Source organism: Rhodoferax ferrireducens, assembly GCF_031458075.1.
In the GTDB taxonomy this organism is placed as follows: Bacteria; Pseudomonadota; Gammaproteobacteria; order Burkholderiales; family Burkholderiaceae_C; genus Rhodoferax_B; species Rhodoferax_B ferrireducens_A.
The window spans coordinates 228,962-251,071 of sequence record NZ_JAVDXT010000005.1 but is presented as its reverse complement, the minus strand read 5'-3'; the positions used below and the strand labels follow the sequence as shown (position 1 = coordinate 251,071).

The window sequence follows — 22,110 nt, the reverse complement described above, 5'->3', positions numbered from 1 at the left end:
CATGGCATCCATCTCCCTCCAGGGCGTCACCAAGATCTTCGGCGGCAAGAAGGCCGCGAACCAGATCACGTTCGACGTCGCCGACCGCGAATTCCTCGTGCTGCTCGGGCCCTCGGGCTGCGGCAAATCCACGCTGCTGCGCATGCTGGCCGGTCTGGAGCAGGTCACCAGTGGCGAGGTCCACGTGGGTGCGCGCCGCGTCGACACCTTGCCACCCAGCGCCCGTGACATGGCCTTTGTGTTCCAGTCGTATGCGCTGTATCCGCACATGACGGTGCGGCGCAACATCAGCTTCCCGTTGATCATGCGCGAGCACCGCTGGTGGTTCCATCTGCCACTGATCGGCGGCCTGGCCAAGCGGCGCATCGAGCGGTCGCCGGCGGTGCGTGACCTGGTCGACCGCACGGCCAAGACGCTGGCGCTGACCGAGATGCTCGACCGCTACCCGCGCACGTTGTCGGGCGGCCAGCGCCAGCGCGTGGCGCTGGGCCGGGCCATGGTGCGCCAGCCCGATGTGTTCCTGATGGACGAGCCGCTGTCCAACCTCGACGCCAAGCTGCGTACCTCGATGCGCGCCGAAATCATCAAGCTGCACCGTGAAGTGGGGGGCACCTTCGTCTACGTGACGCACGACCAGATCGAGGCGATGACCATGGGCACCCGCATCGCGCTGATGCGTGACGGCGAGGTGCAGCAGTTCGGCACGCCGCGCGAGATCTACACCGATCCGGCAAACACCTTTGTGGCCCGCTTCATCGGCACGCCTCCCATGAACCTGATCGAGGCGCGCATCGAGCCGCGCGGTCTGGTGATTGGCAAGGCGGTACTGCCCTTGCCCGAACATCTGGCCGCGCTGGGGCAACAGGCGCCGCGCGATGTGTTGCTCGGTATCCGTCCGCAGGCGCTGGGCCTGGCCCACGGCGTGCTGGCCGGCCAGGTGGTACTGGTCGAGCACGTGGGGGCCGAGTCCATCGTCAGCATCAAACTCGACCACGCGAATACCGCCCACAGCGACGACGGCGAGAGCGGCGACGACGTGATGGTCGTGGTCCAGGGCTATAGCGATCTGCGCAGCGGCCAGCCCGTGCAGCTGTCGCTCGATCTCGGCGAGGCCGTGCTGTTCGAGCGCGGCGGGCAGCGCATCCGCGTGCCGGCCTTGTCGCGCGCGGTCTGAGCGCAGCCATAAACCCCAACCAGGACAGCCCATGAAAACTCTCAAGATTGCTTTCCACGGCGAGAACGCCGCCAACTTTCGCCAGGGCTTCGAGACCCTGATCGACCCACGGCACCAGATCATCGATTTGAGCGACACGCTGGCCAGCCCCGGCGAGCGCGAACACTACGAGAGCGCCGACGTCATCGTCGGCATCAAGCTGAACCGCGAGATGCCGACACCAAAGAAAGCGGGCCTGTTCCATGCGCCATCCGCGGGTACGGATGCGATCGACACGGCCCTGCTGCCGCCCGGCACCGTGCTGTGCAACTGCTTTGGCCACGAGCACGCCATTGCCGAATACGTGATGGCGGCTTTGCTGCAGCGCCATGTGCCGCTGGCGCAGGCCGACGCCGATCTGCGCCAGCAGCGCTGGACCTACTGGGCCGGCCGGCCGACCGCACTGCGCAGCGAACTCGGGGCCCAGACTCTGGGCCTGCTGGGCTTCGGCCATATCTCCCAGGCCATCCTGGCACGGGCCAAGGCCTTTGGCATGCGGGTCACGGTGGCCAACCGCAGCCCGATCCAGGATGACCGGGTAGACCAGGCTTTCACCCTGGACCAGCTGCCGGCCTTCATGGCATCGGCCGACGCCATCGTGGTCTCGCTGCCCTTGACGGCCCAGACCACGGGCATCGTCGGTGCCGATGCCTTCGCCGCCATGCGGCCTGATGCGCTGATCCTGAACGTTGGGCGCGGCCCGGTGATCGATGAGCAGGCGCTGTACGACGCGCTGGCCCAGCGCCGTATCGGCGGCGCCATCATCGACACCTGGTACCGTTATCCGACACCCGACCAGGCTGAGTGCACGCCGTCGCGCCTGGATTTCGCGTCGCTGCCGAATCTGCTCATGACCCCGCACATGTCGGGTTGGACCTCCGGCACGGTGCGCCGGCGCCAGCAGACCATGGCCGACAACATCCAGCGTTGGCTGGACGGCCAGCCGCTGAACAACGTGCTCTGGCCTAAATCATGAACACACATTCCTCTCTCACCCTGCCCGCGGCCGCGCAAGAGGTCGTAGCCGCCTTGGTCGCCGCGCGCCGTTCCGGCCAAACAGCCCCAGCCTCAATCTTGCGGGCCGCGCTGAGCACCGATGACGAGGCCTATGCCGTCCAGGAGGCGGTGGCCCAGGCGCTGGGCTGGTTTGCCGATGGCGGGCCGCGCTACTGGAAGTCGGGCGGGGCGTCCCGGGAGTCCGTGCTGAGCCATGCGGCGCTGCCGTCCGCTGGCGTGCGGGTGGCCGGGGACACGCTGGCGAATGTGTCCTTCCACACGCCGGCCGTGGAGGCCGAGATCGTGCTGCGCCTGGCGGAAGATGTGACGCCCGAGCGCGCGCAGCGCCTGACCCATGCCGATGCACCGGCCCTGGTGGACGCAATGGCCGTCGCCATTGAGATTGCCGATTCGCGTTGGGATGAAGGGCTGCAGGCGCCGCCCGCCTTGCGGCTGGCCGACCAGGGCTCGCACGGCGCGTTGGTCCTGGGTGCATGGATGCCCTGGCGCGCGCACGATTGGGCGAACCAACGCTGCGAAGTCCGCTTCGGCGGCACGCCGGTGATCGCCAATACGGGCGCCTATTCCCTGGGCGATCCGCTGTGGCTGCTGCCGATCTGGCTGCGCCACGCCACGCGCCATGACCGTACGGTGGCGGCGCACAGCGTGGTCACCACCGGCTCCTGGGTGGGCGCGATTCCCAGCCCGAAGGATGCCGATGTCGTGGTCCGCTTTCCCGGCCTGGGCGAGGTCGGCCTGCGCGGCGGAACCGTCCACGCCGCACACCGTATCGATTTCACCTGATTCACCTGATAGAGGAACCCCATGTCCCCATTGTTTGACTTGACCGGGCGCACGGCGCTCATCACCGGGTCCGCGCGCGGCCTGGGCTACGGATTCGCCCAGGGCCTGGCCGAGGCGGGCGCCAAAGTTGTGATCAATGCGCGCAACACCGAGCAGGTTGCGCAGGCCGTGGCCCAGCTGCGCGCCCAGGGCCACGACGCGCTGGGACTGCCGTTCGACGTGACCGACGAAGCCGCCGTCGACGCCGCGTTCGCGTCGCTGGACCAGCAAGGCATAGAGATCGACATCCTGATCAACAACGCCGGCATACAGCACCGCATGCCCCTGGTCGATCTGGAGCTCAAGGACTGGCAGCGCGTGATCGACACCAACCTCACCAGCGCTTTCATCGTCGGCAAGCAGGCCGCCAAGCGCATGATTGCGCGCGGCCGCGGCGGCAAGGTCATCAACATCGGTTCGCTGACCAGCGAGGCGGCGCGCGCCACGGTCGGCCCGTACACGGCGGCCAAGGGCGGCATCAAGATGCTGACCCGTGCCATGGCCGCCGAATGGACAGAGCACGGCATCCAGGCCAATGCCATCGGCCCCGGCTACATGGCCACCGAGATGAATACCGCGCTGCTGCAGAACCCGGCTTTCGACGCCTGGGTCAAGGGACGCACGCCAGCGCGCCGCTGGGGCCGTGCCGATGAGCTGGCCGGCACCGCGGTCTACCTGGCCTCCGCCGCCTCTGACTATGTCAGCGGGCAAATCATCTACGTCGACGGCGGCATGCTCGCCGTGCTGTGACGGCCCCTCTTTTCATCCCTTCTCGAGACCACCATGACATCCATCCGCCTGTGCATTTCCGCTGTGGCCGCCGTACTGGCGAGCAGCTTGTTCTCCACCTCCGTGGCCGCTGCCGACTATCCGGCGCGCCCCATTGAGATCGTCGTCCCGTCCTCGGCTGGCGGTGGCACCGATGTGATGGCGCGGCTGTTTGCCGAAACAGCCAAGAAGTACGTGCCCCAGCCCTTCATCGTCAGCAACAAGCCGGGCGCGGGCGGCGGCATCGGCATGACCGAGGTGCAGCGCGCCACGCCCGACGGCTACAAGATCGGCGTGCTGATCTCCGAGCTGGCCATCATTTCCCATGTCGGCATCAGCAAGGTAACGACCAAGGACTTCATCCCTATCGCCCGCTTGAACGGCGACCCGGGCCTGATCGCGGTGCGCAGCGATGCACCCTGGCAGTCGATCGACGAGTTGTTGGCCCAGGTACGCAAGCAGCCCGGCACGGTGTCCATGGGCAATGCCGGCACCGGCACCATCTGGCACCTGGCGGCGGCCGCGGTGGAAGAGAAAACCGAGGTGCGCTTCAACCACGTGCCATTCCAAGGCGCAGCGCCTAGCGTGCTGGCCCTGGTCGGCGGACATGTGGATGCGATCACCGTCAGCCCGGCCGAAATCGGCTCGCACGTGGCGGCAGGCAAGGTGCGCGTGCTGGTGGCCATGGCCGAGCGCCGCCTGCCCGCGCCGTTCGACAAGGTGGTGACCTTCAAGGAAAAAGGCGTGGACCTGGTGATGGGCACCTGGCGCGGCCTGGGCGTGCCGCTGGGCACCGCACCCGAAGTCGTGCAGTACCTGCGTGAAGCCGCCCGCAAGACTGGCGAAGACCCGGCCTTCCGCGAGGCGCTGGTAAAGGCCAATTTGCAGCCCGCCTATATGGACGGCGAGCCGTTCCAGGTCTTCATGAACAACGCCTCCAACCACTTCAAGAAGCTGGTCGGCGACATCCATCTGCAGAAGTAAATCCGCGCACAAAGGCATAGCACCATGGAAGCCCTCGTCATCCACGCCGCCGGCGACTTGCGCGTCGAAACCTTCCCCACCGCGGAGCTCGGCCCCGGCCAGCTGCGCGTGCGGGTGCGCTGCGGCGGCATCTGCGGCTCGGACCTGCACTACTACAACCACGGGGGCTTCGGCACCATCCGCCTGCAGGAACCGATGGTGTTAGGCCATGAGATCGCTGGCGTCATCGACGCTGTGGGCAGTGCGGTGAGCGGCTTCGCCGTGGGCGAGCGCATCGCCGTCTGCCCTAGCAGACCTTGCGGCCAGTGCCGTTACTGCCAGCAGGGTTTGCAGAACCACTGCCTGGACATGCGCTACTACGGCAGCGCCATGCGCAACCCGCATGTGCAGGGCGCGTTCCGTCAGGAGATCGTGGTCGAGCCGCACCAGGCACACCGGCTGGCGGCCAGCGTCAGCGATGGCGAGGGCTCGATGACCGAGCCGCTGGCGGTGGCGCTGCATGCGGTGCGCCGCGCCGGTTCGCTGCTGGGCAAGTCGGTGCTGGTCACGGGCTGCGGGCCGATAGGCGCGCTGGTGATTCTGGCGGCCCGGCGTGCCGGTGCCGCCCATATCGTCGCCACCGATGTCAGCGACCACACCCTGGGCAAGGCGCTCAAGGTCGGCGCCGACGAGGCCATCAACGTGGCCGACGAGCCCGAGGGCCTGGCCCGCTTCAAGGCCGACAAAGGCCAGTTCGATGTGCTGTTCGAAGCCAGCGGCAACGAACGCGCGCTGCGCGGTGCGCTCGACACCCTGCGGCCGCGCGGCATCCTGGTGCAGCTGGGCCTGGGCGGCGAAATGACGCTGCCCATCAACACCTTGGTGGCCAAGGAGTTCGACCTGCGCGGTGCCTTCCGTTTCCACGAGGAATTCGCCATGGCGGTGGAGCTGCTGAACAAGGGCCTGGTGGATGTCAAACCGCTGATCTCGGCCACGCTGTCCTACCGCGATTCGGCCCGGGCCTTTGCCCTGGCGGCTGACCGCTCGCAGGCCATGAAGGTGCTGCTGAACTTCGATTGAGAGAAAAGAAACATGGCTACCCTGATCACCGACGTCAAAGTCATACTCACCGCGCCCGAAGGCATCAACCTGCTGGTGGTGAAGATCGAGACCAACCAGCCGGGCCTGTACGGCCTGGGCTGCGCGACCTTTGCCTACCGCCAGCTGGCGGTGCAGTGCCTGCTGGAGCAGTATCTGAAACCGCTGCTGCTGGGCCGCGACGCCAGTGCCATTGAAGAGCTGTGGCAGCTGATGCACCAGAACGCCTACTGGCGCAACGGGCCGATTGAGAACAACGCCATCTCGGGCGTGGACATGGCGTTGTGGGACATCAAGGGCAAGATGGCCCAGATGCCGCTGTACCAGCTGTTCGGCGGCAAGTGCCGCGAGGGCGTGCCTATCTACCGCCATGCCGATGGCCGCGACCTGGCCGAGCTGTGCGACAACATCCAGAAGTACCGCGAGCAGGGCATCACCCATATCCGCTGCCAGAACGGCGGCTACGGCGGCGGCGGCTTCGGCGCAGCGCCGGCGACTGCGCCGCAGGGCGCGCTGGACGGCATCTACCTGGACAGCAAACAGTACATGCGCGACACGCTGAAGCTGTTCGAGGGCATACGCAGCCAGGTCGGCTTTGACGTGGCGCTGTGCCACGACGTGCACGAACGCCTCAAGCCCAGCGAGGCCATCCAGTTCGCCTGCGCGCTGGAGCCCTTCGACCTGTTCTTTCTGGAAGATGCGATTGCGCTGGAGGAGGGCGAGTGGCTGCGCCAGCTGCGCGCCAAGACCACCACGCCGCTGGCCCAGGGCGAGCTGTTCAACAACCCGGCCGAGTGGAAGTTTTTGATCGTCGAGCGGCTGATCGACTACATCCGCGTGCACCTCAGCCAGATCGGCGGCATCACCGCCGGCCGCAAGCTGCAGATCTTTGCCGAGCAGTTTGGCGTGCGCACCGCCTGGCACGGCCCGGGCGATATGTCGCCGCTGGGTCATGCGGCGAATATCCATGTCGATCTGGCGGCGCGCAATTTCGGGGTGCAGGAATGGTCGGGCACCGAGCCGCCGAACTTCGTGATCCAGGAGCTCAAAGGCCCGCGCGATGCGCTGCTGGACGTGTTCCCCGGCCTGCCCGAGTACCGCAACGGCTATGTGTACGCCAACGACAAGCCCGGTTTGGGCGTCGACATCGACGAGGCCGAGGCCCGCAAGTACCCCTGCGACAACGCCACCACGCTGTGGACCCAGACCCGGCTGCGCGACGGAACGCTACAGACTCCGTAAGCAGTTTGCTATTGAAAACGTAGCTGCATGCGCTGAAGGAATAAGCGCCGGAGCCCTAAATGGCTTGTATCTGCAGGGAACTAAAATCGGGCCTGCCCATGGCCAAGATCATTCTCTTCAACAAGCCCTTCGACGTGCTGACCCAGTTCCGCCCGGATGGTGACCGGGCGACTCTGGCGCAGTTCATCCAGGACCCCAGCCTGCGCGTGGCCGGTCGGCTGGACCGCGATTCGGAAGGCCTGCTGCTGCTGACCGACGACGGCGTGCTGAACGCGCGCATCACCCAGCCGCGGCAAAAGCAGTTCAAGACCTACCGGGTGCAGGTGGATGGCATCCCCACCGAGGCCGCGCTGCAGGCGCTGCGCGAGGGCGTGCTGCTGAACGACGGCATGACCCTGCCCGCGCAGGCCGCGCAGATTGACCCGCCCGAGATCTGGCCGCGTACGCCGCCGGTGCGTTACCGCGCCAAGCTGCCGACCTCCTGGCTGGAGATCCGCATCTGCGAAGGGCGCAATCGCCAGGTCCGGCGCATGACGGCGGCGGTGGGTCTGCCTACCTTGCGCTTGGTACGTGTGCAAATAGGCGACTACCAACTAGGGGATCTGCCGCCGGGCGCCTGGCGGCTTGCAGTCCCATAGGGCTGTAGCGCAGGTATTGTCTTCTCAGACAGCTATATTTTTGAGAGCAAAAGAAGGTCTTCTGTAAACCTGGCTTTACCCTGCCACCCTATACTGCAATGCAGCATTTTCTGCGTCTGAAAGGTGTTTGCATGAGCGCGTCCCCCGTACCCTATCCCGAACAATGCACCCTGGTGCTGCAAGGTGGCGGCGCGTTGGGCGCCTACCAGGCGGGGGTCTACGAGGCCTTGCACGACCACGGTATCGCCCCCGACTGGGTGGCCGGCGTATCGATCGGCGCCATCAATGCGGCCATCATTGCCGGCAACCGGCCCGAGCTGCGGGTGGCGCGGCTGCGCGAGTTCTGGGAAGGCGTGTCTTCGCAGCTGCTGGCGCCGGCGCTGCCTGCGCACTTTGGTGTGGAGGCGCGCGAGTTCTTCAACGAGTCCAGTGCCGCCTGGGCCTCGCTGTTCGGGGTGCCGGGCTTCTTCAACCCGCGCGTGCCGCCGGCACCTTTTCAGCCCTCGGGCACGCCCGGGGCCCTGAGCTATTACGACACCTCGCCACTGCGCAACACCTTGCTGCGCCTGGTGGATTTTGAGCGCATCAACGCCAAGCACCCCGAGGGCAAGGTGCGCCTGTCGGTCGGGGCTGTGCATGTGACCACCGGCAATTTCGCCTACTTCGATTCGTCCGACGCCCAGCCCGTGGGGCCGCAGCACATCATGGCCAGCGGCGCGTTGCCGCCGGGCTTTGCGCCAGTGGAGATCGACGGCGCGTTCTACTGGGACGGCGGCCTGGTGTCGAACACGCCCTTGCAGTACGTAATCGACCAGCCGGCAGCGGACGACATGCTGGTGTTCCAGGTGGACTTGTTCAGCGCCCGCGGCCGCATGCCGCGCAACCTGAGCGAGGTGGCCGAACGCGGCAAGGACATCCAGTTTGCCAGCCGCACCCGCTTCAACACCGACCTGATTGCCACGCAGCAAAAGCTGTCCAGCGCGGCCAAGCGCCTGGCCGCCAAGCTGCCGCCCGAGTTTGCCAACGACCCGGACCTGAAGCAGCTGCTGGACGCCGGCACGGCTGCGGCGCTGACCATCGTCCACCTGATCCACCGCAGCAAGCACTACGAAACCCAGTCCAAGGACTACGAGTTCTCCCGCGCCACGGTGCGCGAGCACTGGGAGGCGGGGCGCAAGGATGTGGAGCGCAGCCTGGCCGATCCGCGCTGGGCCGAGCGCTGCCGCTCACAGGTCGGCATCACCGTGCTGGACTTGACGCGGCCCGAGAAGGACTGAGCTTTAGAACACGTTCTAGGACAGCGTCCGCACCGAGTCGCGCACCACCAGGTGGGGCACCAGCAGGTCTTGCGGCTCGGTCAGGCTCTCGCCCACCGCCAGGCGCAACGCCAACTGGGCGGCAGTCCGCGCCAGCGCGGCCACCGGGTGGTGCACGGTGGTCAGGCGTGGATGGATCAGGTCGGCGTATTCCACGTCGTCAAAGCCGATCAACGACAGCTGCGACGGCACGTCGATGCCGGCGGAGCGGCAGTAGTTCAGCGCGCCAAATGCCATCTGGTCGTTCAGGCAGAACACTGCAGTCAGCGCCGGCTGGGCCGTCCAGAGTTCGGCCATGCACTGGCGCCCCGATTCGAAATGGAAGCTGCCCTCGATGACCCGCTCGGTCGGCAGGGCCACGCCCGCGGCCTGCAAAGTGTCGCGGAATGTGCTCAGCCGCTGCATGCTTTCGGGGTTGGAGTGCGGGCCGGCGACCACGCCAATCGCGTGGTGGCCACAGCGCAGCAGGTATTCGGCCGCCAGCCGGCCGCCCGTGTGGTTGTCCAGCTGTACGCAGCGGGTTGCAAAGCCCGGCACGGTACGGTGGATCACCACCACCTGCGGGTTGCCCAGCAGTATCTCGGCCAGTGCCTGGTCGGACAGCTGGCCCGGGTACAGGATGATGGCATCGCAGCGGCGCTGGCGCATGAACTGCAGGCCGCCCGCCACTTCTTCCTCGCTGTTCTTGCCGCAGGTGACGATCAGGTAGCTGCCGACGGCGCTGACGGCTTCTTCGATCTCGTTCACCAGCGGGGCAAAGAAGGCGCTGGACAGATGTGAGACCACCAGGCCCACGCAGTTCGAACGCCGGCTGGCCAGGGACGCGGCAAAGCTGTTGCGCGAAAAGTCCAGTTCGCGCATGGCCAGCTCGACCTTAATGCGGGTGGCTTCGCGCACCTTGTGCGGCTCGTTCATGACCCGCGACACCGTGGCACTGGAGACGCCGGCCCGCGCCGCGACGGTATGGATGGTGGACATGGTGGTAGCGATGCAAGTGGCTAGGCCTGGCTGGATGTCAGCCAGGCCCGCCGCAGGATCTTACCAACCACGGCCCGGTGGCCGTCCGGTTCAGCCGGGGCGGCGACGTCGGCTGGCCACCAGGCCGATGGCGGCCACGCCGAACAAGGCCAGCGACCCGGGTTCGGGCACGGTTTGCAGCAGGAAGTTGTCCACGCCAAAGCTGTCGGAAGCGCCGCTCACGTCGAACCAGATGGCCCGCACGTTGTCGAACGGCGCGCCCAGCCCGAGGCTGGTGGAGGGGAAGTCCGAGTCTTCACTGGCCAGCAGCTGCGCGTAATCGTCGGAGATGCCGTTGGCCGATGCATGGATGTAGACCTGCTCGTTGCCGGATGCCGGGCCGCCACCGGTATCGGTGTTGGAAACGATGTCGAAGCTGCCCAGGCTGAAGGCGCCGCCGTCGATGCGGGTCAACCGGATCTGCGTCAGGTAGCCAAAGTTGCCGGTCGCCCAGTGGCCTTGCAGCACGTCGTTGCCGACCTCGTAGAAGTCGCCCACATTGCTGGAGAACGCCGAGTCGGTGCCGAAGAATTCGAAGCGGTAGCCGGCCTCCTGGTAGCTGCGCACATCGTCCCAGTTGATGGCATTGTTGGTGGCACCGGTGGAGCCGCTGTTCTGGGTGGCCGTGCCGCCGGTAAAGCTGACCAGCGTGGCCTGCGCCGACGTGGCCAGGCCGAGGGCGAGCAGCGCTGCGGCGATGATTTTCGAGCTTGTCTTTTTGAACATATGGGTTTCTCAGTGGGTTTATTGGGTAAAGCGCACGTTGCGCACCTGGAACTGCACGCCTTGCTGGTCGCCCCATTTGGGGAAGATGGCAAACGGCACGCTGGTGCGACGCAGATCAAAGCAGGCGGTCTTGGCGGCGGTCAGCGTGCCCACGGGCAGGCTGACGGTCTGCCAGCCACCGGCCGCGGGCCGGCCGAACAGCACGTCGCCGGTGGTGCAGTTGGTACCTGCGCTTTCCAGCTTCACCACCAGGCCACCGCTGTTGCTGCCGTAGCTGCTGACGTTCAGCTCGAACTCCAGCTTGCCGCTGGCAAAGTTCACCAGGTTGATCGGGGCGCTGTCGTTGAAGAACAGCAGGCCGTCGCCGCCATCGGCCGCGAAGTTCAGCGCCAGCTCGCCGCTGGGCAGCACGCTGTAGCTGGTATGCACATTGTTGGTCGAGTAGGTGTTGATCTTGAAGCCGTCGGACACCAGGCCATTGCTGAACACGCTGTAGCTCGGGCCGGGCTTGGGCGTGGGCAGCGCGGCGGTGGGCGGCACCAGACTGTCGCAGGCCACGGCATCGGCGTCCTTGGCGGCGCCTGGCACCCAGCGGATGTTGGCAAACGAGGCGGTGAAGGCCTTCTCGGTATAGACCAGGATGGGCGTGTTGATGGCCGAGAAGTCCGTGCCCTTGGCGGCAAAGCAGGCCAGCGGGATCTTCACCGTGCGCTTGGCATCCAGGCCCAGGGTACTGAACAGCGTTGTGCCATCCACTTCGCCTATGCAGGGGTAGCTGCAGTCGATGCGCAGCTTGACCAGGCCGTCCGGCAGCTTGTGGACGATGGTGTCGAACACCAGTGCGCCATCGGCGTTCAGATAGCTTTGCTGGTCGCTGGTGCTGGGCGCCTGCGAGTAGAACTGGCCGGTGCCGGTCCAGCTGACCTTCTTGGCGTCCTGCTGCACATTGACCTGGGTGGTTTCCACCTTGATCGTGGCGTGCGACACCACGGCGTTCAGGTCCGAGCCGATGGCGGTGCCGCCCCAGTTTTCCGGCGAACCTATGCCCAGTGCAAACGGGGCCTTGTCGGTGGAATTGAAGATTTCCAGGTCTACCGTGGCAGTGCCGCCACCGCCGGCGGTTTGCCCGCAGCCCAGGGTGGGCACGCTTTCGTCCAGCTTGGCCAGCATCTTCTGGTCGGCGTAGCGCATGCCATAGCCATAGGCAAACAGCGGGTCGTAGGCCGCATCGCCCACATTCAGCGGCGTCTGGCAGCCGGCCTTGGGCCAGGAGAAGGACAGCTTGCCCACGGTGTCGAAATTGACCTTGCCGTTGTAGGTGCGGTAGAGCACATCGCCCACGCCCTTGCCCTCGGTGCCGGGCAGCCAGGCGACCACGAAGGCATCGGAGCGGTTGATCTCCTTGTTCACCAGCACGGGACGGCCGGTGACCAGCACCGTGACCACGGGCACGCCCTTGCCGCTGACGGCGTTCAGCACCGCCAGATCTTCGGGGTAGCGGCGTGCGTGTTCCAGTGTGCCGGTCTTGCCGATATCGCCCACGCCCTCGGCATACGGCGTTTCGCCGATCACGGCGATCACGGTCTTGAAGTCGCTGATGTTCACGTCGGTGCCGGTCTCGCTGTAGACCACATTGGCCGCGCCGGTGGCGGCCTTGATGCCGGCCAGGATGCTGTCGGCGTTGGGGAAGTCGGCATTGGTGTTGGACGTGCCTTGCCAGGTCAGCGACCAGCCGCCGGTCTGGTTCGACAGGTTGTCGGCCGACTTGCCCACCACCAGCACCTTCTGGCCGCGCACCAGGGGCAGCAGCTGCTTGTCGTTCTTCAGCAGCACCAGGGATTTGCGCACCGCCTCGCGGGCCAGCACGCGGTGCTGCAGCTGGGCGGCGTCACCGGCGTTCAGGCGCTCCAGCGGGCGCTTGGCCGTGAAGACGCCGGCGCGCATCTTGACGCGCAGGATGCGGGTCACGGCGTCGTCGATCCGGGCGAGTGGAATGGCGCCGTTCTGCACCTGGGTGATGGTGTTGGCGATGAAGGCCTTCCACTGGTCGGGCACCATGATCATGTCCACGCCGGCGTTGATGGCCTGGGCACAGCTGGCATCGCTGCAGCCCGGCACCTGGCCGTGGCCGTTCCAGTCGCCGATGACGAAACCGTCAAAGCCGATCTTGGTCTTCAGCACATCGGTCAGCATTTCCTTGCTGCCGTGCATCTTGCCCACGGTGATGCCAGCGGCCTCGTTGGTCCAGCTGTTGAAGGAGGCCATCACGGTCTGCGCACCCGCGCCCAGCGCCGAGTAATAGCCCTGGCCGTGGATGTTGACCATCTCGGCCTTGGTCGACATGTTGACGCCCTGGTCCTTGCCCTGGTCGGTGCCGCCGTCGCCCATGAAGTGCTTGGCGGTGGCGATCACCGTGGCTGGCCGGGCGAAATCACCTTGCAAGCCCTTGATCATCTCGTAGCCGTATTTGCTGACGATCAGCGGGTCTTCTGAGTAGCCCTCGTAGGTGCGGCCCCAGCGGTCGTCGCGCACCACGGCCAGCGTGGGCGCAAAGCTCCAGTCGATGCCGGTGGAGGCCACCTGGACGGCGACAGCCTGGCCTATGCGCCGCACCAGCGCCGGGTCGTTGGCGGCGCCCAGGCCGATGTTGTGCGGGAACAGGGTGGCGCCATACACATTGCCGTGGCCGTGTACCGCGTCCGTGCCCCAGATCACCGGGATCTTCACCTTCGCGTCGGTAGCCATGGAGGCCATCCAGTAGTCGTCGGCCAGCTTGACCCAGTCGCTGGACAGCGCATGCTTGTTGTTCTGCGGCCAGGAGCCGCCGCCGTTCAGCACCGAGCCTATGTAGTACTGCGTGACCTGCGCCGGCGTGATGCTCTTGATTTCCGGTTGCGTCATCTGCCCGACCTTTTCGGCCAGGCTCATGCCCGCCACGATGGCCTGGATGTGGGCCTCGGTGGCGGCATCGCTGGGGATGTCGCTGTTGATGTGCGGCCAGTCGGGGTACTGCACCAGGGTGGTGGGCGCTGCCTTGGCCTGCAGCTCGGCCAGTGACTCGGAGCCCGATCCGCCGCCGCAGCCGGCCAGCAGAGCGGCGCTGCAGGCGGCGATCAGGCCGCGGCGTCCGGAAAGGTGAAATGTGTAATGCATAAGGTCTCCAACGGGTGGTCGTACCGGTGCCGGGGCCTGCGCGCAACAAAGCCGCAGACGCGGATACAGCATGGTTTTTGCTCTGGTGCGCAGGGTGGGCTGCAGCAATGTAAGCGGTTACATTTTCGGTGTAAGCGCTTTACAAACATTGGTACTTGCCCTCGGTAACGGGCTGTAACTCACGCCCATTTGTTTCCAGGCGTAACTTCAGGCGCAAGGCGCAGGCCTGCGCGGGCCCGGCCTATATGGGGGCGAGGAGGGCTAGAAGCCCTGGGCCAGCAGGCGCGTGACTTCGGCCGCGGGCAGGGCCTGGCAGGCGCTGGCGTTCTGGCCTGACCAGAGTGGCGAGAAGTCGCCGCTGTGCTGGCTCTCGGCCTTTGCGCGTAGCGGGGCAATGGCCGCGGTGGCCAGCGGGAAGGCCGGGGCGTTGGCATTCAGCGGCCCCAGCTCGCGCATCAGTCGGTTGCTGATGCCGCGTGCCGGGCGTCCGGTGAACAGCGAGGTCAGCGCCGTGTGCCGCGCCGCCGGTGACTGCAGCGCGGCCCGGTGCAACGCGCTGGTAGTGGCTTCGTCGCACAGCATATAGGCGGTGCCCGCCTGCACGCCGGCTGCGCCCAGCGCCATGGCGGCGGCCACGCCGTGGGCATCGGCAATGCCGCCAGCGGCGATCACCGGTATGCGCACCGCGCGCACGATCTGCGGCAGCAGCGCAAACGTGCCCATCTGCCGCGTCAGGTCGTGCGACAAAAAGTGGCCGCGGTGGCCGCCGGCCTCCAGGCCCTGGGCGATCACCGCGTCGACCCCGCGGGCCTCCAGCCACAGCGCTTCTTCCACCGTGGTGGCCGACACCAGCACCTTGGCGCCCCAGCTGCGCACCTGGGTCAGCAGCTCGGGCGCCGGCAGGCCGAAGTGGAAGCTCACCACCGGCGGACGAAACTCCTGCAGCAGGTCCGCCGCCGCGGCATTGAAAGCCGCACGCCCCGGGCCGGCCACGATCTGCGCGGGGTCTACGCCCAGCTCCTGGTAATAGGGCGCCAGGGTCGCATGCCAGGCCGCTTCGCGCGCCGGGTCGGGCTGCGGCTGCGTATGGCAAAAGAAGTTCACGTTGTAGGGCCGGCTGGTCTGGGCGCGGATTTTCTCCAGCTCCTCGCGCAGTGCATCCAGGCTCAGCATGGCCGCGGGCAGCGAGCCCAGGCCACCCGCATTGCTGACCGCCACGGCCATCGCACTGCCTTGCGCGCCCGCCATGGGTGACTGTATGAGGGGCAGCTGGGTACCCAGCAAAGTCGTGAGTGGCATATGCGCTCCAGAAAGAATTTTCAAAAACTATACCCCTGCCTGTAAGAAACCAGCGGCTGCGCGGACTACTGCTCAGCAAGGCCAACACCCTGCTGTATTCCAACCCCTCTTCATTGACCTACCGGAGATTCTTATGACCACTCGCGCTCCCACATCCTTCGCATCCACCGCCGTGCTGGCCCTGGCACTCGGCTCGGCACTGGCCATGGCTGCCGCCCCCGCCGCCGCTGCCGACGAGAAGGAGAAATGCTTTGGCGTGGCCATGAAGGCCAAGAACGATTGCGCGGCCGGTGCCGGCACCACCTGCGCAGGCACGGCCAAGATGGACTACCAGGCGAATGCCTGGAAGTATGTGCCCGCTGGCACCTGCGAGACCCTGAAGTCGCCCACCTCACCCACCGGCATGGGCCAGAAGATGGCTTTCACCGCCAAGATGTAGGCACACCCCCAGGCTACACGCTTCGCGTTTTCGCCAACCCCCTTGCAGGGGGCGATACCAGCGGCCCGGCGAAGCCGGTTCCGCGGTATCCCAGGGGCACTGTTGCTCTCCATGCGGCGCGCAGTGTTGTTCGGCATTTCACCCAACGTTGAGACCCAAGCCACCATGTTTGATTCCGCGTTTGCGCTGCCCAACAGGTCGGGCATCGGTCTGAAATCCGCCCATATCCGGCAGATTCTGGACACCGCGCCCGAACTGGGCTTCTTCGAAGTGCATGCCGAAAACTACCTGGTGGACGGCGGGCCTTTTCACCAGACGCTGACGCGCATCCGCGAACGCTATCCGCTGTCCATCCACGGCGTTGGCCTGTCCATCGGTGCCGCGGGCCCGTTGGATACCACGCACCTCGACGCGCTGGCCCGGTTGCTGGACCGCTACGCACCGCTATCCTTTTCCGAACACCTTGCCTGGTCCAGCCACGGCGGTGTGTTTCTCAACGACCTGCTGCCCTTGCCCTATACCGCCGCAACCTTGCAGCGCGTCTGCGACCACATCGACCAGGTGCAGAGCCGGCTGCAGCGCCGCATGCTGCTGGAGAACCCGGCCACCTATGTGCAGTTCAGCGCCTCCACGCTGACCGAGACTGCTTTTATCCGCGAGGTGCTGCGCCGCACCGGCTGCGGCCTGCTGCTGGACGTGAACAACCTGTACGTCAGCAGCGTCAACCACCATTTCGACGCCTTGGCCTATCTGCAGGCACTGCCGCTGGACCAGGTGGGCGAGATCCACCTGGCCGGCTTTGCCGAGCAGCAGGACGGCGCCGGCGACCGGCTGCTGATCGACAGCCATGGCACGCCCGTGGCCCAGCCGGTGTGGGACTTGTATGCCGCCGCGCTGCGCCTGACCGGCCCGGTGGCCACGCTGATCGAACGCGACAACGAAGTCCCCGCGCTACCGGTGCTGTTGGCCGAGGCGCATGCGGCCGAACAGCATTTGTTGGCATGGGCGGAGGCGGCATGAACCAGGCGGCTTTTGCCCAGGCCTTGTTCCAGCCCGCGCTGCCGTGCCCGCCCGGCCTGCACACCTGGAACGGCTCCGACCCGGCGGTGCGCTTCAACGTCTACCGCAACAACGTAGTGGTGTCGCTGGTCGATGCGCTGGCCACCAGCTTCCCGGTGGTGCTGGCTCTGGTGGGGGACGACTTCTTCCAGGCCATGGCGCGGCAGTTCGTCCAGGCGCACCCGCCGCGCACGCGGGTCATGGCCTGGTATGGCGCCGAGCTGCCGGACTTCATCGCCGGTTTTGCACCGGCCGCCAGCCTGCCCTACCTGGCCGACGTGGCGCGGCTGGAGCGGGCCCGCGTGCGGGCCTACCACGCGGCCGATGCCGAGCCGCTGCCGCCCCAGGCTTTGCAGGCGGCCCTGGCCGACCCGCAGTTGCTGGCGCAGCTGCGCCTGGGTTTGGACCCCAGCCTGCAGCTGCTGGCATCGCCGTTTGCCATCTGCGACCTGTGGGCTGCGCACCAGGGCCTGCTACCGATGGCCAAGATCGATCCCTACCAGGCGCAGACCGCGCTGGTGCTGCGCAATGGCTGGGAGGTGGAGGTGCTGGAGATTCCGGCTGCCAGCGCCGCCTGTATCCAGGCGCTGCAGCAGGGCGACAGCCTGCTCGCCGCCGCCAGCGTGGACCCGGCGCTGGACCTACCCCAAACCCTGGCCCTGCTGATCCGCCAGCAGCTCATCACCCATATGTCTACCGAGGCCTAACACCATGAATACCATGGCATCTGTTTCCCTGCTGCTGCGGCAGTGCATTGCGCTGTGTGCACGCATCCCCCATTCGCTGATCGCCTTGCTGGCCCGCTTCTCGGTGGCGGCGGTGTTCTGGAAATCCGGCCAGACCAAGATCCAGGGCCTGGCCATCGACATTGTTGGCGGCGACTTCCAGCTCGGCTGGCCGCGGCTGTCGGAGTCGGCCATCGCCCTGTTCCGCGACGAATACCGGCTGCCTTTCGTCCCGCCCGAAATCGCCGCGCCCCTGGCTGCCTGCGCCGAGCATGTGTTCCCGCTGCTGTTGCTGGTCGGCTTGGCGACTCGCTTTTCGGCCCTGGCCTTATTGGGCATGACCTTGACCATCCAGCTCTTCGTCTACCCCGATGCCTACCCCACCCACGGCACCTGGGCGGCGCTGCTGCTGTACCTGGTGGCGCAGGGGCCGGGCAAGCTGTCGCTGGACCAGTGGATCGCCCGTCGTTTCTGATGCTATATAAAAAATAGCTGCTGACGCAGGTTTAATAAGCGCTGCAGCCCTGTTTTCCTTAAAGATGGCGGCTGTGCACCAGGAAACTGCTGGACAAGTCTGGCGCTGCCGTTAGCATTTGTTACCAGGCGTAAACACAGGCATCTCCGGTTGCGCCTGCGCTCGCTGTAGCCCGGCCTTGCCGCCGGCTTCTTCACACCCCAGGTCAGGCGGTTTTCTATGTTGTCTTTGTCCAAATCCCTGCGCGGGAAAATCGTGGCCATGACGGGCCTGCTGGTGCTGGTCGGGTTGCTGGCCCTGTCGGCCACCAATCTGCAGATCGCCCGCCAGTTCGCCTTGGATTCGCTCAACAGCCAGGCCAAGGCCCTGGCGCTGTCGCATGCCGAGGGCATTGCCCAGTGGGTGGCGGAGAACCAGCGTGTGGTGGCTTCGCTGGTCGCTGCGGTGGCCGACGAAGACCCGGTCAAGTCGCTGGCCCAGGCCAAGATTGCCGGCGGGGTGGACCTGGCCTACATCGGCTACGCGGACAAGAAAGCCGTGTTCTCCGAGGTGCGCAATCGCGCACCCGACTACGATCCAACCGCACGGCCCTGGTACAAGTTGGCCGCGGCAGCGCCTGGACCGGTGGTCACCGAACCCTACATCGGCGCCTCGTCGAAGAAGCTGCTGATCACCTTTGCCAGCGCAGTCAAGGACAGCGGTGCGGTCAAGGCGGTCATCGGCACCGATGTGCTGATGGACACGGTGGCGCGCAATGTCGCGTCGATCCGCCCCACGCCTGGCACCTATGGCTTCATCGTCGCCAAGGACGGCAAGATCGTGGTGCACGAAGACCAGGCCCTGCTGCGCAAGCCAGTCACCGACATCGCGCCGGGCCTGGACTCGGCGGGCCTGGCGGCGCTGAGCGGCTTGACCGAGGTGCGCATCCGCGACGAAGCCCGGCTGGTCTATGCCGCACCGATCGCCGGCACCGACTGGACTCTATTGATCGCGTTGCACCGCGACGAGGCGCTGGCTGGCGTGCGCTCCATGGTCTGGTATTCGCTGGTCGGCAGCCTGGTGATTGCATTGCTGGTGGTGGCGGTAATCAGCGCCCTGCTGACCAAGGTACTGGGCCGCCTGACCGTGCTGCGCGACGCCATGCTGGACGTGGGCTCGGGCGACGGCGACCTGACCCTGCGCGTGGCCACTACCGGCCAGGACGAGCTGGCCGCGATTGCCGGCAGCTTCAACCAGTTTGTCGAAAAGATCCATGCGGTGATGTTGCAGGTACGCACCAGCGCTGACGGCGTGGCCATCGCCAGCGTGGAAATCTCGCAGGGCAATAACGACCTGAGTGCCCGCACCGAAAGCCAGGCCAGCGCGCTGGAGCAGACCTCGGCGTCGATGGAGCAGCTGGGCGCCACCGTCAAGCAGAACGCCGACAGCGCGCGCCAGGCCAACCAGCTGGCCCAGAGCGCGTCCAGCGTGGCGATACGCGGCGGCGAGGTGGTGGGCCAGGTGGTCGAGACCATGAAGGGCATCAACGACTCGTCGAAGAAGATCTCCGACATCATCAGCGTGATCGACGGCATCGCTTTCCAGACGAATATCCTGGCGCTGAACGCGGCGGTCGAAGCCGCGCGGGCGGGCGAGCAGGGCCGGGGTTTCGCGGTGGTGGCCTCCGAGGTGCGCAGCCTGGCCGGCCGCTCTGCCGAGGCGGCGAAGGAAATCAAGGCGCTGATCAACGCCAGCGTCGAGCGGGTGGAGCAGGGTACGAGTCTGGTCGACCAAGCCGGTACGACGATGACCGAGGTGGTGGGCTCGATCCAGCGCGTGACCCAGATCATGGGCGAGATCAGCGTGGCCAGCTCCGAGCAGAGCGCCGGTGTGTCCCAGGTCGGCGAGGCCGTGACCCACATGGACCAGGCGACCCAGCAGAACGCTGCGCTGGTGGAGGAAATGGCGGCCGCGGCCAGCAGCCTGAAGACCCAGGCCGGCGATCTGGTGCAGGTGGTCGGCGCCTTCAAGCTCGGCGCGCATACGGCCCAGCACCCGCACGCCGCACCCGCACGCACCGTGGCGCCTAGGCACACACCTGCGGTGGCTGCACCAGCCCGGCCGGTCGCGCGCAGTGCACCTACTAGGCCTGTGTCGGCACCCGCGCCAGCGGCCCGCAAGCCGCTGCCGGCCAAGCCCATCAAGCTGTCGGCACCCAAGCCCAGCGCCCCGGCGCCCAAGCCGGCGGCGGGGGCTGAGTCGGACTGGGAAAGCTTCTAAGCGGGAATCAGAGTCAATCGGCCGCTGGCGCTTACTCCATCTGCGCTAGCAGCTATTGAAGATATAGCGCTGCCCGGCCTAGGGCTTGTGCGCTACCAGGTTCACCATGGTTTCGTTGCGCTGCGTGGGCACGGGCCGGCCCAGCCATTCGAAGAAGCCCAGATCGGGCCGGCTCCACCACAGGTAGGGCAGAGAGACATGGCTGCTGTCGAAGGCAAAGCCGGCGGCGCGCAGCTGGGCCTGGTATTCGTCGGCGGTGCGCTGCACGTCCATGGGATGGCGGAACAGCAGCTTGATCGGCAGCGAGTGGATGTAGTAGCGGGTGGACTCGGCAAACAGCAGGTAGCCGCCGGGTTTCAGCACGCGGAAGAATTCGGCCAGCGCAGCTTCTTGCTCGACGATGTGGTGGAAGGTCTGGTGGCAGAACACCATATCCACCGAGGCATCGGGCAGCGCGATGGCCGCTGCGTGGCATTCCAGCAGCTGTACCGCGCTGGCGCAGTCGGCGACGGCCTGGGCGGTGCGCTGCTGCAGTTCGGGGGCGGCGTCCAGGCCGATGATCTGCCGCGGGGCAAAGCGCCGCGCCAGCTCGAGAAACGAGTGGCCGAAGCCGCAGCCCACATCGACGATGGTGTCAAACGGCCCGGCGCCTTGGGGTAGCAGGGTCTGCAGATCGTTGAGTGCCCGGCCCAGCACATGGATCTTCCAGGTGGGGGTGTTCAGGAACCAGTTGCCGAAGCGGGTTTCTTCGATGTAGGCGGGCGAGGGGATAGACAGAGGGGTGGCGTGCATGCAGGAATTCTAGGGGCCGGGCTGCGGCCTCCAGGCCCAGCCCCATAAGTGGTTGGCGGTGCTTCAGCCCGCCGTAGCCGCCACCAGGGCCTGCAGTTTGGCTTTGGCTGCTCCGGATTCGATAGCTTTGCGCGCAATCTCCAGGCCGGCTGGCAGCGAATCGGCCACATTGGCGGCATACAGGCTGGCGCCGGCGTTGAGGATCACGATGTCGCGGGCCGCGCCGTGGTCGTTGTCCAGCACGCCCATCAGCATGGCGCGCGACTGTTCGGGGGTGTCGACCCGTAGCGCGCGGTGGCTGGCCATGGTCATGCCGAAGTCTTCGGGGTGGATTTCGTATTCGCGGATTTCGCCGTTCTTCAGCTCGCCGACCAGGGTGGCCGCGCCCAGGCTGACTTCGTCCATGCCGTCCTTGCCGTAGACCACCAGCGCGTGCTCGGCGCCCAGGCGCTGCAGTGCGCGGATCTGGATGCCCACCAGGTCCTGGTGGAACACGCCCATCAGGATGTTCGGCGCGCCGGCCGGATTGGTCAGCGGGCCGAGGATGTTGAACAGGGTGCGCACGCCCAGCTCCTTGCGCACCGGCGCCACGTTCTTCATCGCCGGGTGGTGGTTGGGGGCGAACATGAAGCCTATGCCGACCTCGGCAATGCACTGGGCGATGCGCTCGGGTGGCAGGTTGATGTTCACGCCCAGCTGCTCCAGCACGTCGGCGCTGCCGCTGGTGCTGCTGACGCTGCGCCCGCCATGCTTGCTGACCTTGGCCCCGCCGGCCGCGGCCACGAACATGCTGCAGGTGGAGATGTTGAAGGTGTGCGAGCCGTCGCCACCGGTGCCGACGATGTCGACCAAGTGGGTGGGGTCGGCCACATGCACCTTGGTGGAGAACTCGCGCATCACCTGGGCGGCGGCGGTGATCTCGCCTATGGTTTCCTTCTTCACGCGCAGGCCGGTGATCAGCGCGGCCATCATCACCGGCGACATCTCGCCGTTCATGATTAGCCGCATCAGGTGCAGCATCTCGTCGTGGAAGATTTCGCGGTGTTCGATGGTGCGCTGCAGGGCTTCTTGGGGGGTGATCATGGGAGG

General features: G+C 66.4%; 21 protein-coding genes. 14 read left to right on the top strand and 7 right to left on the bottom strand.

Annotated features, from left to right (window positions below; genetic code table 11):
* The first annotated feature begins 1 nt into the window (after position 1).
* The 9 genes from J2X19_RS22195 (at position 2) to J2X19_RS22155 (ending at position 9,038) form a co-directional block, all read left to right on the top strand.
* Positions 2-1,174 carry an ABC transporter ATP-binding protein gene (locus J2X19_RS22195; RefSeq protein ID WP_310376602.1) on the top strand — a complete coding sequence of 391 codons (1,173 nt, stop codon included), beginning with the start codon at positions 2-4 and terminating at the stop codon, positions 1,172-1,174.
* Between the two features lie 31 nt (positions 1,175-1,205).
* Entirely contained in the window at positions 1,206-2,189 is a 984-nt protein-coding gene (locus J2X19_RS22190; RefSeq protein WP_310376601.1) for a 2-hydroxyacid dehydrogenase, read from the top strand.
* Entirely contained in the window at positions 2,186-3,013 is an 828-nt protein-coding gene (locus J2X19_RS22185; protein WP_310376599.1) for a 2-keto-4-pentenoate hydratase, read from the top strand. Before J2X19_RS22190 ends, J2X19_RS22185 begins: the two co-directional genes overlap by 4 nt.
* A gap of 21 nt (positions 3,014-3,034) precedes the next feature.
* Positions 3,035-3,802 (top strand): SDR family oxidoreductase, encoded by a 768-nt coding sequence (locus J2X19_RS22180; protein ID WP_310376597.1) that lies wholly within the window; start codon positions 3,035-3,037, stop codon positions 3,800-3,802.
* Positions 3,803-3,835: 33 nt separating this feature from the next.
* On the top strand, positions 3,836-4,804 hold the full coding sequence (locus J2X19_RS22175; RefSeq protein ID WP_310376594.1) for a Bug family tripartite tricarboxylate transporter substrate binding protein: 969 nt from the start codon (positions 3,836-3,838) through the stop codon (positions 4,802-4,804).
* Positions 4,805-4,828: 24 nt separating this feature from the next.
* Positions 4,829-5,863 carry an L-idonate 5-dehydrogenase gene (locus J2X19_RS22170; protein ID WP_310376593.1) on the top strand — a complete coding sequence of 345 codons (1,035 nt, stop codon included), beginning with the start codon at positions 4,829-4,831 and terminating at the stop codon, positions 5,861-5,863.
* A 12-nt stretch (positions 5,864-5,875) separates the two neighbouring features.
* The gene (locus J2X19_RS22165) at positions 5,876-7,123 is read left to right on the top strand and encodes an enolase C-terminal domain-like protein (RefSeq protein ID WP_310376592.1); all 1,248 of its coding nucleotides are present in this window, start codon (positions 5,876-5,878) and stop codon (positions 7,121-7,123) included.
* A gap of 98 nt (positions 7,124-7,221) precedes the next feature.
* Entirely contained in the window at positions 7,222-7,761 is a 540-nt protein-coding gene (locus tag J2X19_RS22160) for a pseudouridine synthase (protein WP_310376591.1), read from the top strand.
* 131 nt (positions 7,762-7,892) lie between these two features.
* Positions 7,893-9,038 (top strand): patatin-like phospholipase family protein, encoded by a 1,146-nt coding sequence (locus J2X19_RS22155; protein ID WP_310376590.1) that lies wholly within the window; start codon positions 7,893-7,895, stop codon positions 9,036-9,038.
* 15 nt (positions 9,039-9,053) lie between these two features.
* Here J2X19_RS22155 and J2X19_RS22150 read toward each other — a convergent pair whose 3' ends face one another.
* The 4 genes from J2X19_RS22150 to J2X19_RS22135 form a co-directional block, all read right to left on the bottom strand.
* Positions 9,054-10,055, bottom strand: coding sequence for a LacI family DNA-binding transcriptional regulator (locus tag J2X19_RS22150; RefSeq protein ID WP_310376588.1), 1,002 nt, complete (start codon positions 10,053-10,055; stop codon positions 9,054-9,056).
* 90 nt (positions 10,056-10,145) lie between these two features.
* Positions 10,146-10,820, bottom strand: coding sequence for a PEP-CTERM sorting domain-containing protein (locus J2X19_RS22145; RefSeq protein WP_310376586.1), 675 nt, complete (start codon positions 10,818-10,820; stop codon positions 10,146-10,148).
* An 18-nt stretch (positions 10,821-10,838) separates the two neighbouring features.
* Positions 10,839-13,973 carry a glycoside hydrolase family 3 protein gene (locus J2X19_RS22140; RefSeq protein ID WP_310376584.1) on the bottom strand — a complete coding sequence of 1,045 codons (3,135 nt, stop codon included), beginning with the start codon at positions 13,971-13,973 and terminating at the stop codon, positions 10,839-10,841.
* A 261-nt stretch (positions 13,974-14,234) separates the two neighbouring features.
* Positions 14,235-15,272 (bottom strand): NAD(P)H-dependent flavin oxidoreductase, encoded by a 1,038-nt coding sequence (locus tag J2X19_RS22135; protein WP_310376582.1) that lies wholly within the window; start codon positions 15,270-15,272, stop codon positions 14,235-14,237.
* A 133-nt stretch (positions 15,273-15,405) separates the two neighbouring features.
* Between J2X19_RS22135 and J2X19_RS22130 the strand changes: the two genes are divergently transcribed.
* The 4 genes from J2X19_RS22130 (at position 15,406) to J2X19_RS22115 (ending at position 17,970) form a co-directional block, all read left to right on the top strand.
* Complete coding sequence (locus J2X19_RS22130) at positions 15,406-15,711, top strand: BufA1 family periplasmic bufferin-type metallophore (RefSeq protein ID WP_116606760.1); 306 nt, start codon at positions 15,406-15,408, stop codon at positions 15,709-15,711.
* A gap of 165 nt (positions 15,712-15,876) precedes the next feature.
* Positions 15,877-16,731 carry an MNIO family bufferin maturase gene (bufB, locus tag J2X19_RS22125; RefSeq protein WP_310376579.1) on the top strand — a complete coding sequence of 285 codons (855 nt, stop codon included), beginning with the start codon at positions 15,877-15,879 and terminating at the stop codon, positions 16,729-16,731.
* Positions 16,728-17,477, top strand: a complete 750-nt coding sequence (locus J2X19_RS22120) for an HvfC/BufC N-terminal domain-containing protein (protein ID WP_310376577.1) — start codon at positions 16,728-16,730, stop codon at positions 17,475-17,477. Before bufB ends, J2X19_RS22120 begins: the two co-directional genes overlap by 4 nt.
* 13 nt (positions 17,478-17,490) lie before the next feature.
* Complete coding sequence (locus J2X19_RS22115; protein ID WP_310376575.1) at positions 17,491-17,970, top strand: DoxX family protein; 480 nt, start codon at positions 17,491-17,493, stop codon at positions 17,968-17,970.
* A 2-nt stretch (positions 17,971-17,972) separates the two neighbouring features.
* Here J2X19_RS22115 and J2X19_RS22110 read toward each other — a convergent pair whose 3' ends face one another.
* On the bottom strand, positions 17,973-18,233 hold the full coding sequence (locus J2X19_RS22110) for a hypothetical protein (RefSeq protein WP_310376573.1): 261 nt from the start codon (positions 18,231-18,233) through the stop codon (positions 17,973-17,975).
* On the opposite strand from J2X19_RS22110, the gene J2X19_RS22105 reads away from it, so the two are divergent.
* Positions 18,232-20,229 carry a methyl-accepting chemotaxis protein gene (locus tag J2X19_RS22105; RefSeq protein ID WP_310376572.1) on the top strand — a complete coding sequence of 666 codons (1,998 nt, stop codon included), beginning with the start codon at positions 18,232-18,234 and terminating at the stop codon, positions 20,227-20,229. The genes J2X19_RS22110 and J2X19_RS22105 overlap by 2 nt on opposite strands.
* Before the next feature lie 78 nt (positions 20,230-20,307).
* Here J2X19_RS22105 and J2X19_RS22100 read toward each other — a convergent pair whose 3' ends face one another.
* Positions 20,308-21,021, bottom strand: coding sequence for a class I SAM-dependent methyltransferase (locus J2X19_RS22100; RefSeq protein WP_116606765.1), 714 nt, complete (start codon positions 21,019-21,021; stop codon positions 20,308-20,310).
* A 63-nt stretch (positions 21,022-21,084) separates the two neighbouring features.
* On the bottom strand, positions 21,085-22,104 hold the full coding sequence (trpD, locus tag J2X19_RS22095; RefSeq protein WP_116606766.1) for an anthranilate phosphoribosyltransferase: 1,020 nt from the start codon (positions 22,102-22,104) through the stop codon (positions 21,085-21,087).
* Positions 22,105-22,110 lie beyond the last annotated feature (6 nt).

What these genes read in the sequence shown, in the direction of transcription:
- J2X19_RS22130 (WP_116606760.1), top strand. Translation starts at nt 15,406, where the DNA reads ATGACCACTCGCGCTCCCACATCCTTCGCATCCACCGCCGTGCTGGCC.
- J2X19_RS22165 (WP_310376592.1), top strand. Translation starts at nt 5,876, where the DNA reads ATGGCTACCCTGATCACCGACGTCAAAGTCATACTCACCGCGCCCGAA.
- J2X19_RS22190 (WP_310376601.1), top strand. Translation starts at nt 1,206, where the DNA reads ATGAAAACTCTCAAGATTGCTTTCCACGGCGAGAACGCCGCCAACTTT.
- J2X19_RS22155 (WP_310376590.1), top strand. Translation starts at nt 7,893, where the DNA reads ATGAGCGCGTCCCCCGTACCCTATCCCGAACAATGCACCCTGGTGCTG.
- J2X19_RS22160 (WP_310376591.1), top strand. Translation starts at nt 7,222, where the DNA reads ATGGCCAAGATCATTCTCTTCAACAAGCCCTTCGACGTGCTGACCCAG.
- J2X19_RS22170 (WP_310376593.1), top strand. Translation starts at nt 4,829, where the DNA reads ATGGAAGCCCTCGTCATCCACGCCGCCGGCGACTTGCGCGTCGAAACC.
- trpD (WP_116606766.1), bottom strand. Translation starts at nt 22,104, where the DNA reads ATGATCACCCCCCAAGAAGCCCTGCAGCGCACCATCGAACACCGCGAA.
- J2X19_RS22150 (WP_310376588.1), bottom strand. Translation starts at nt 10,055, where the DNA reads ATGTCCACCATCCATACCGTCGCGGCGCGGGCCGGCGTCTCCAGTGCC.
- J2X19_RS22120 (WP_310376577.1), top strand. Translation starts at nt 16,728, where the DNA reads ATGAACCAGGCGGCTTTTGCCCAGGCCTTGTTCCAGCCCGCGCTGCCG.
- J2X19_RS22195 (WP_310376602.1), top strand. Translation starts at nt 2, where the DNA reads ATGGCATCCATCTCCCTCCAGGGCGTCACCAAGATCTTCGGCGGCAAG.
- J2X19_RS22135 (WP_310376582.1), bottom strand. Translation starts at nt 15,272, where the DNA reads ATGCCACTCACGACTTTGCTGGGTACCCAGCTGCCCCTCATACAGTCA.
- J2X19_RS22105 (WP_310376572.1), top strand. Translation starts at nt 18,232, where the DNA reads ATGACGGGCCTGCTGGTGCTGGTCGGGTTGCTGGCCCTGTCGGCCACC.
- J2X19_RS22175 (WP_310376594.1), top strand. Translation starts at nt 3,836, where the DNA reads ATGACATCCATCCGCCTGTGCATTTCCGCTGTGGCCGCCGTACTGGCG.
- J2X19_RS22110 (WP_310376573.1), bottom strand. Translation starts at nt 18,233, where the DNA reads ATGGCCACGATTTTCCCGCGCAGGGATTTGGACAAAGACAACATAGAA.
- J2X19_RS22145 (WP_310376586.1), bottom strand. Translation starts at nt 10,820, where the DNA reads ATGTTCAAAAAGACAAGCTCGAAAATCATCGCCGCAGCGCTGCTCGCC.
- J2X19_RS22115 (WP_310376575.1), top strand. Translation starts at nt 17,491, where the DNA reads ATGGCATCTGTTTCCCTGCTGCTGCGGCAGTGCATTGCGCTGTGTGCA.
- bufB (WP_310376579.1), top strand. Translation starts at nt 15,877, where the DNA reads ATGTTTGATTCCGCGTTTGCGCTGCCCAACAGGTCGGGCATCGGTCTG.
- J2X19_RS22100 (WP_116606765.1), bottom strand. Translation starts at nt 21,021, where the DNA reads ATGCACGCCACCCCTCTGTCTATCCCCTCGCCCGCCTACATCGAAGAA.
- J2X19_RS22180 (WP_310376597.1), top strand. Translation starts at nt 3,035, where the DNA reads ATGTCCCCATTGTTTGACTTGACCGGGCGCACGGCGCTCATCACCGGG.
- J2X19_RS22185 (WP_310376599.1), top strand. Translation starts at nt 2,186, where the DNA reads ATGAACACACATTCCTCTCTCACCCTGCCCGCGGCCGCGCAAGAGGTC.
- J2X19_RS22140 (WP_310376584.1), bottom strand. Translation starts at nt 13,973, where the DNA reads ATGCATTACACATTTCACCTTTCCGGACGCCGCGGCCTGATCGCCGCC.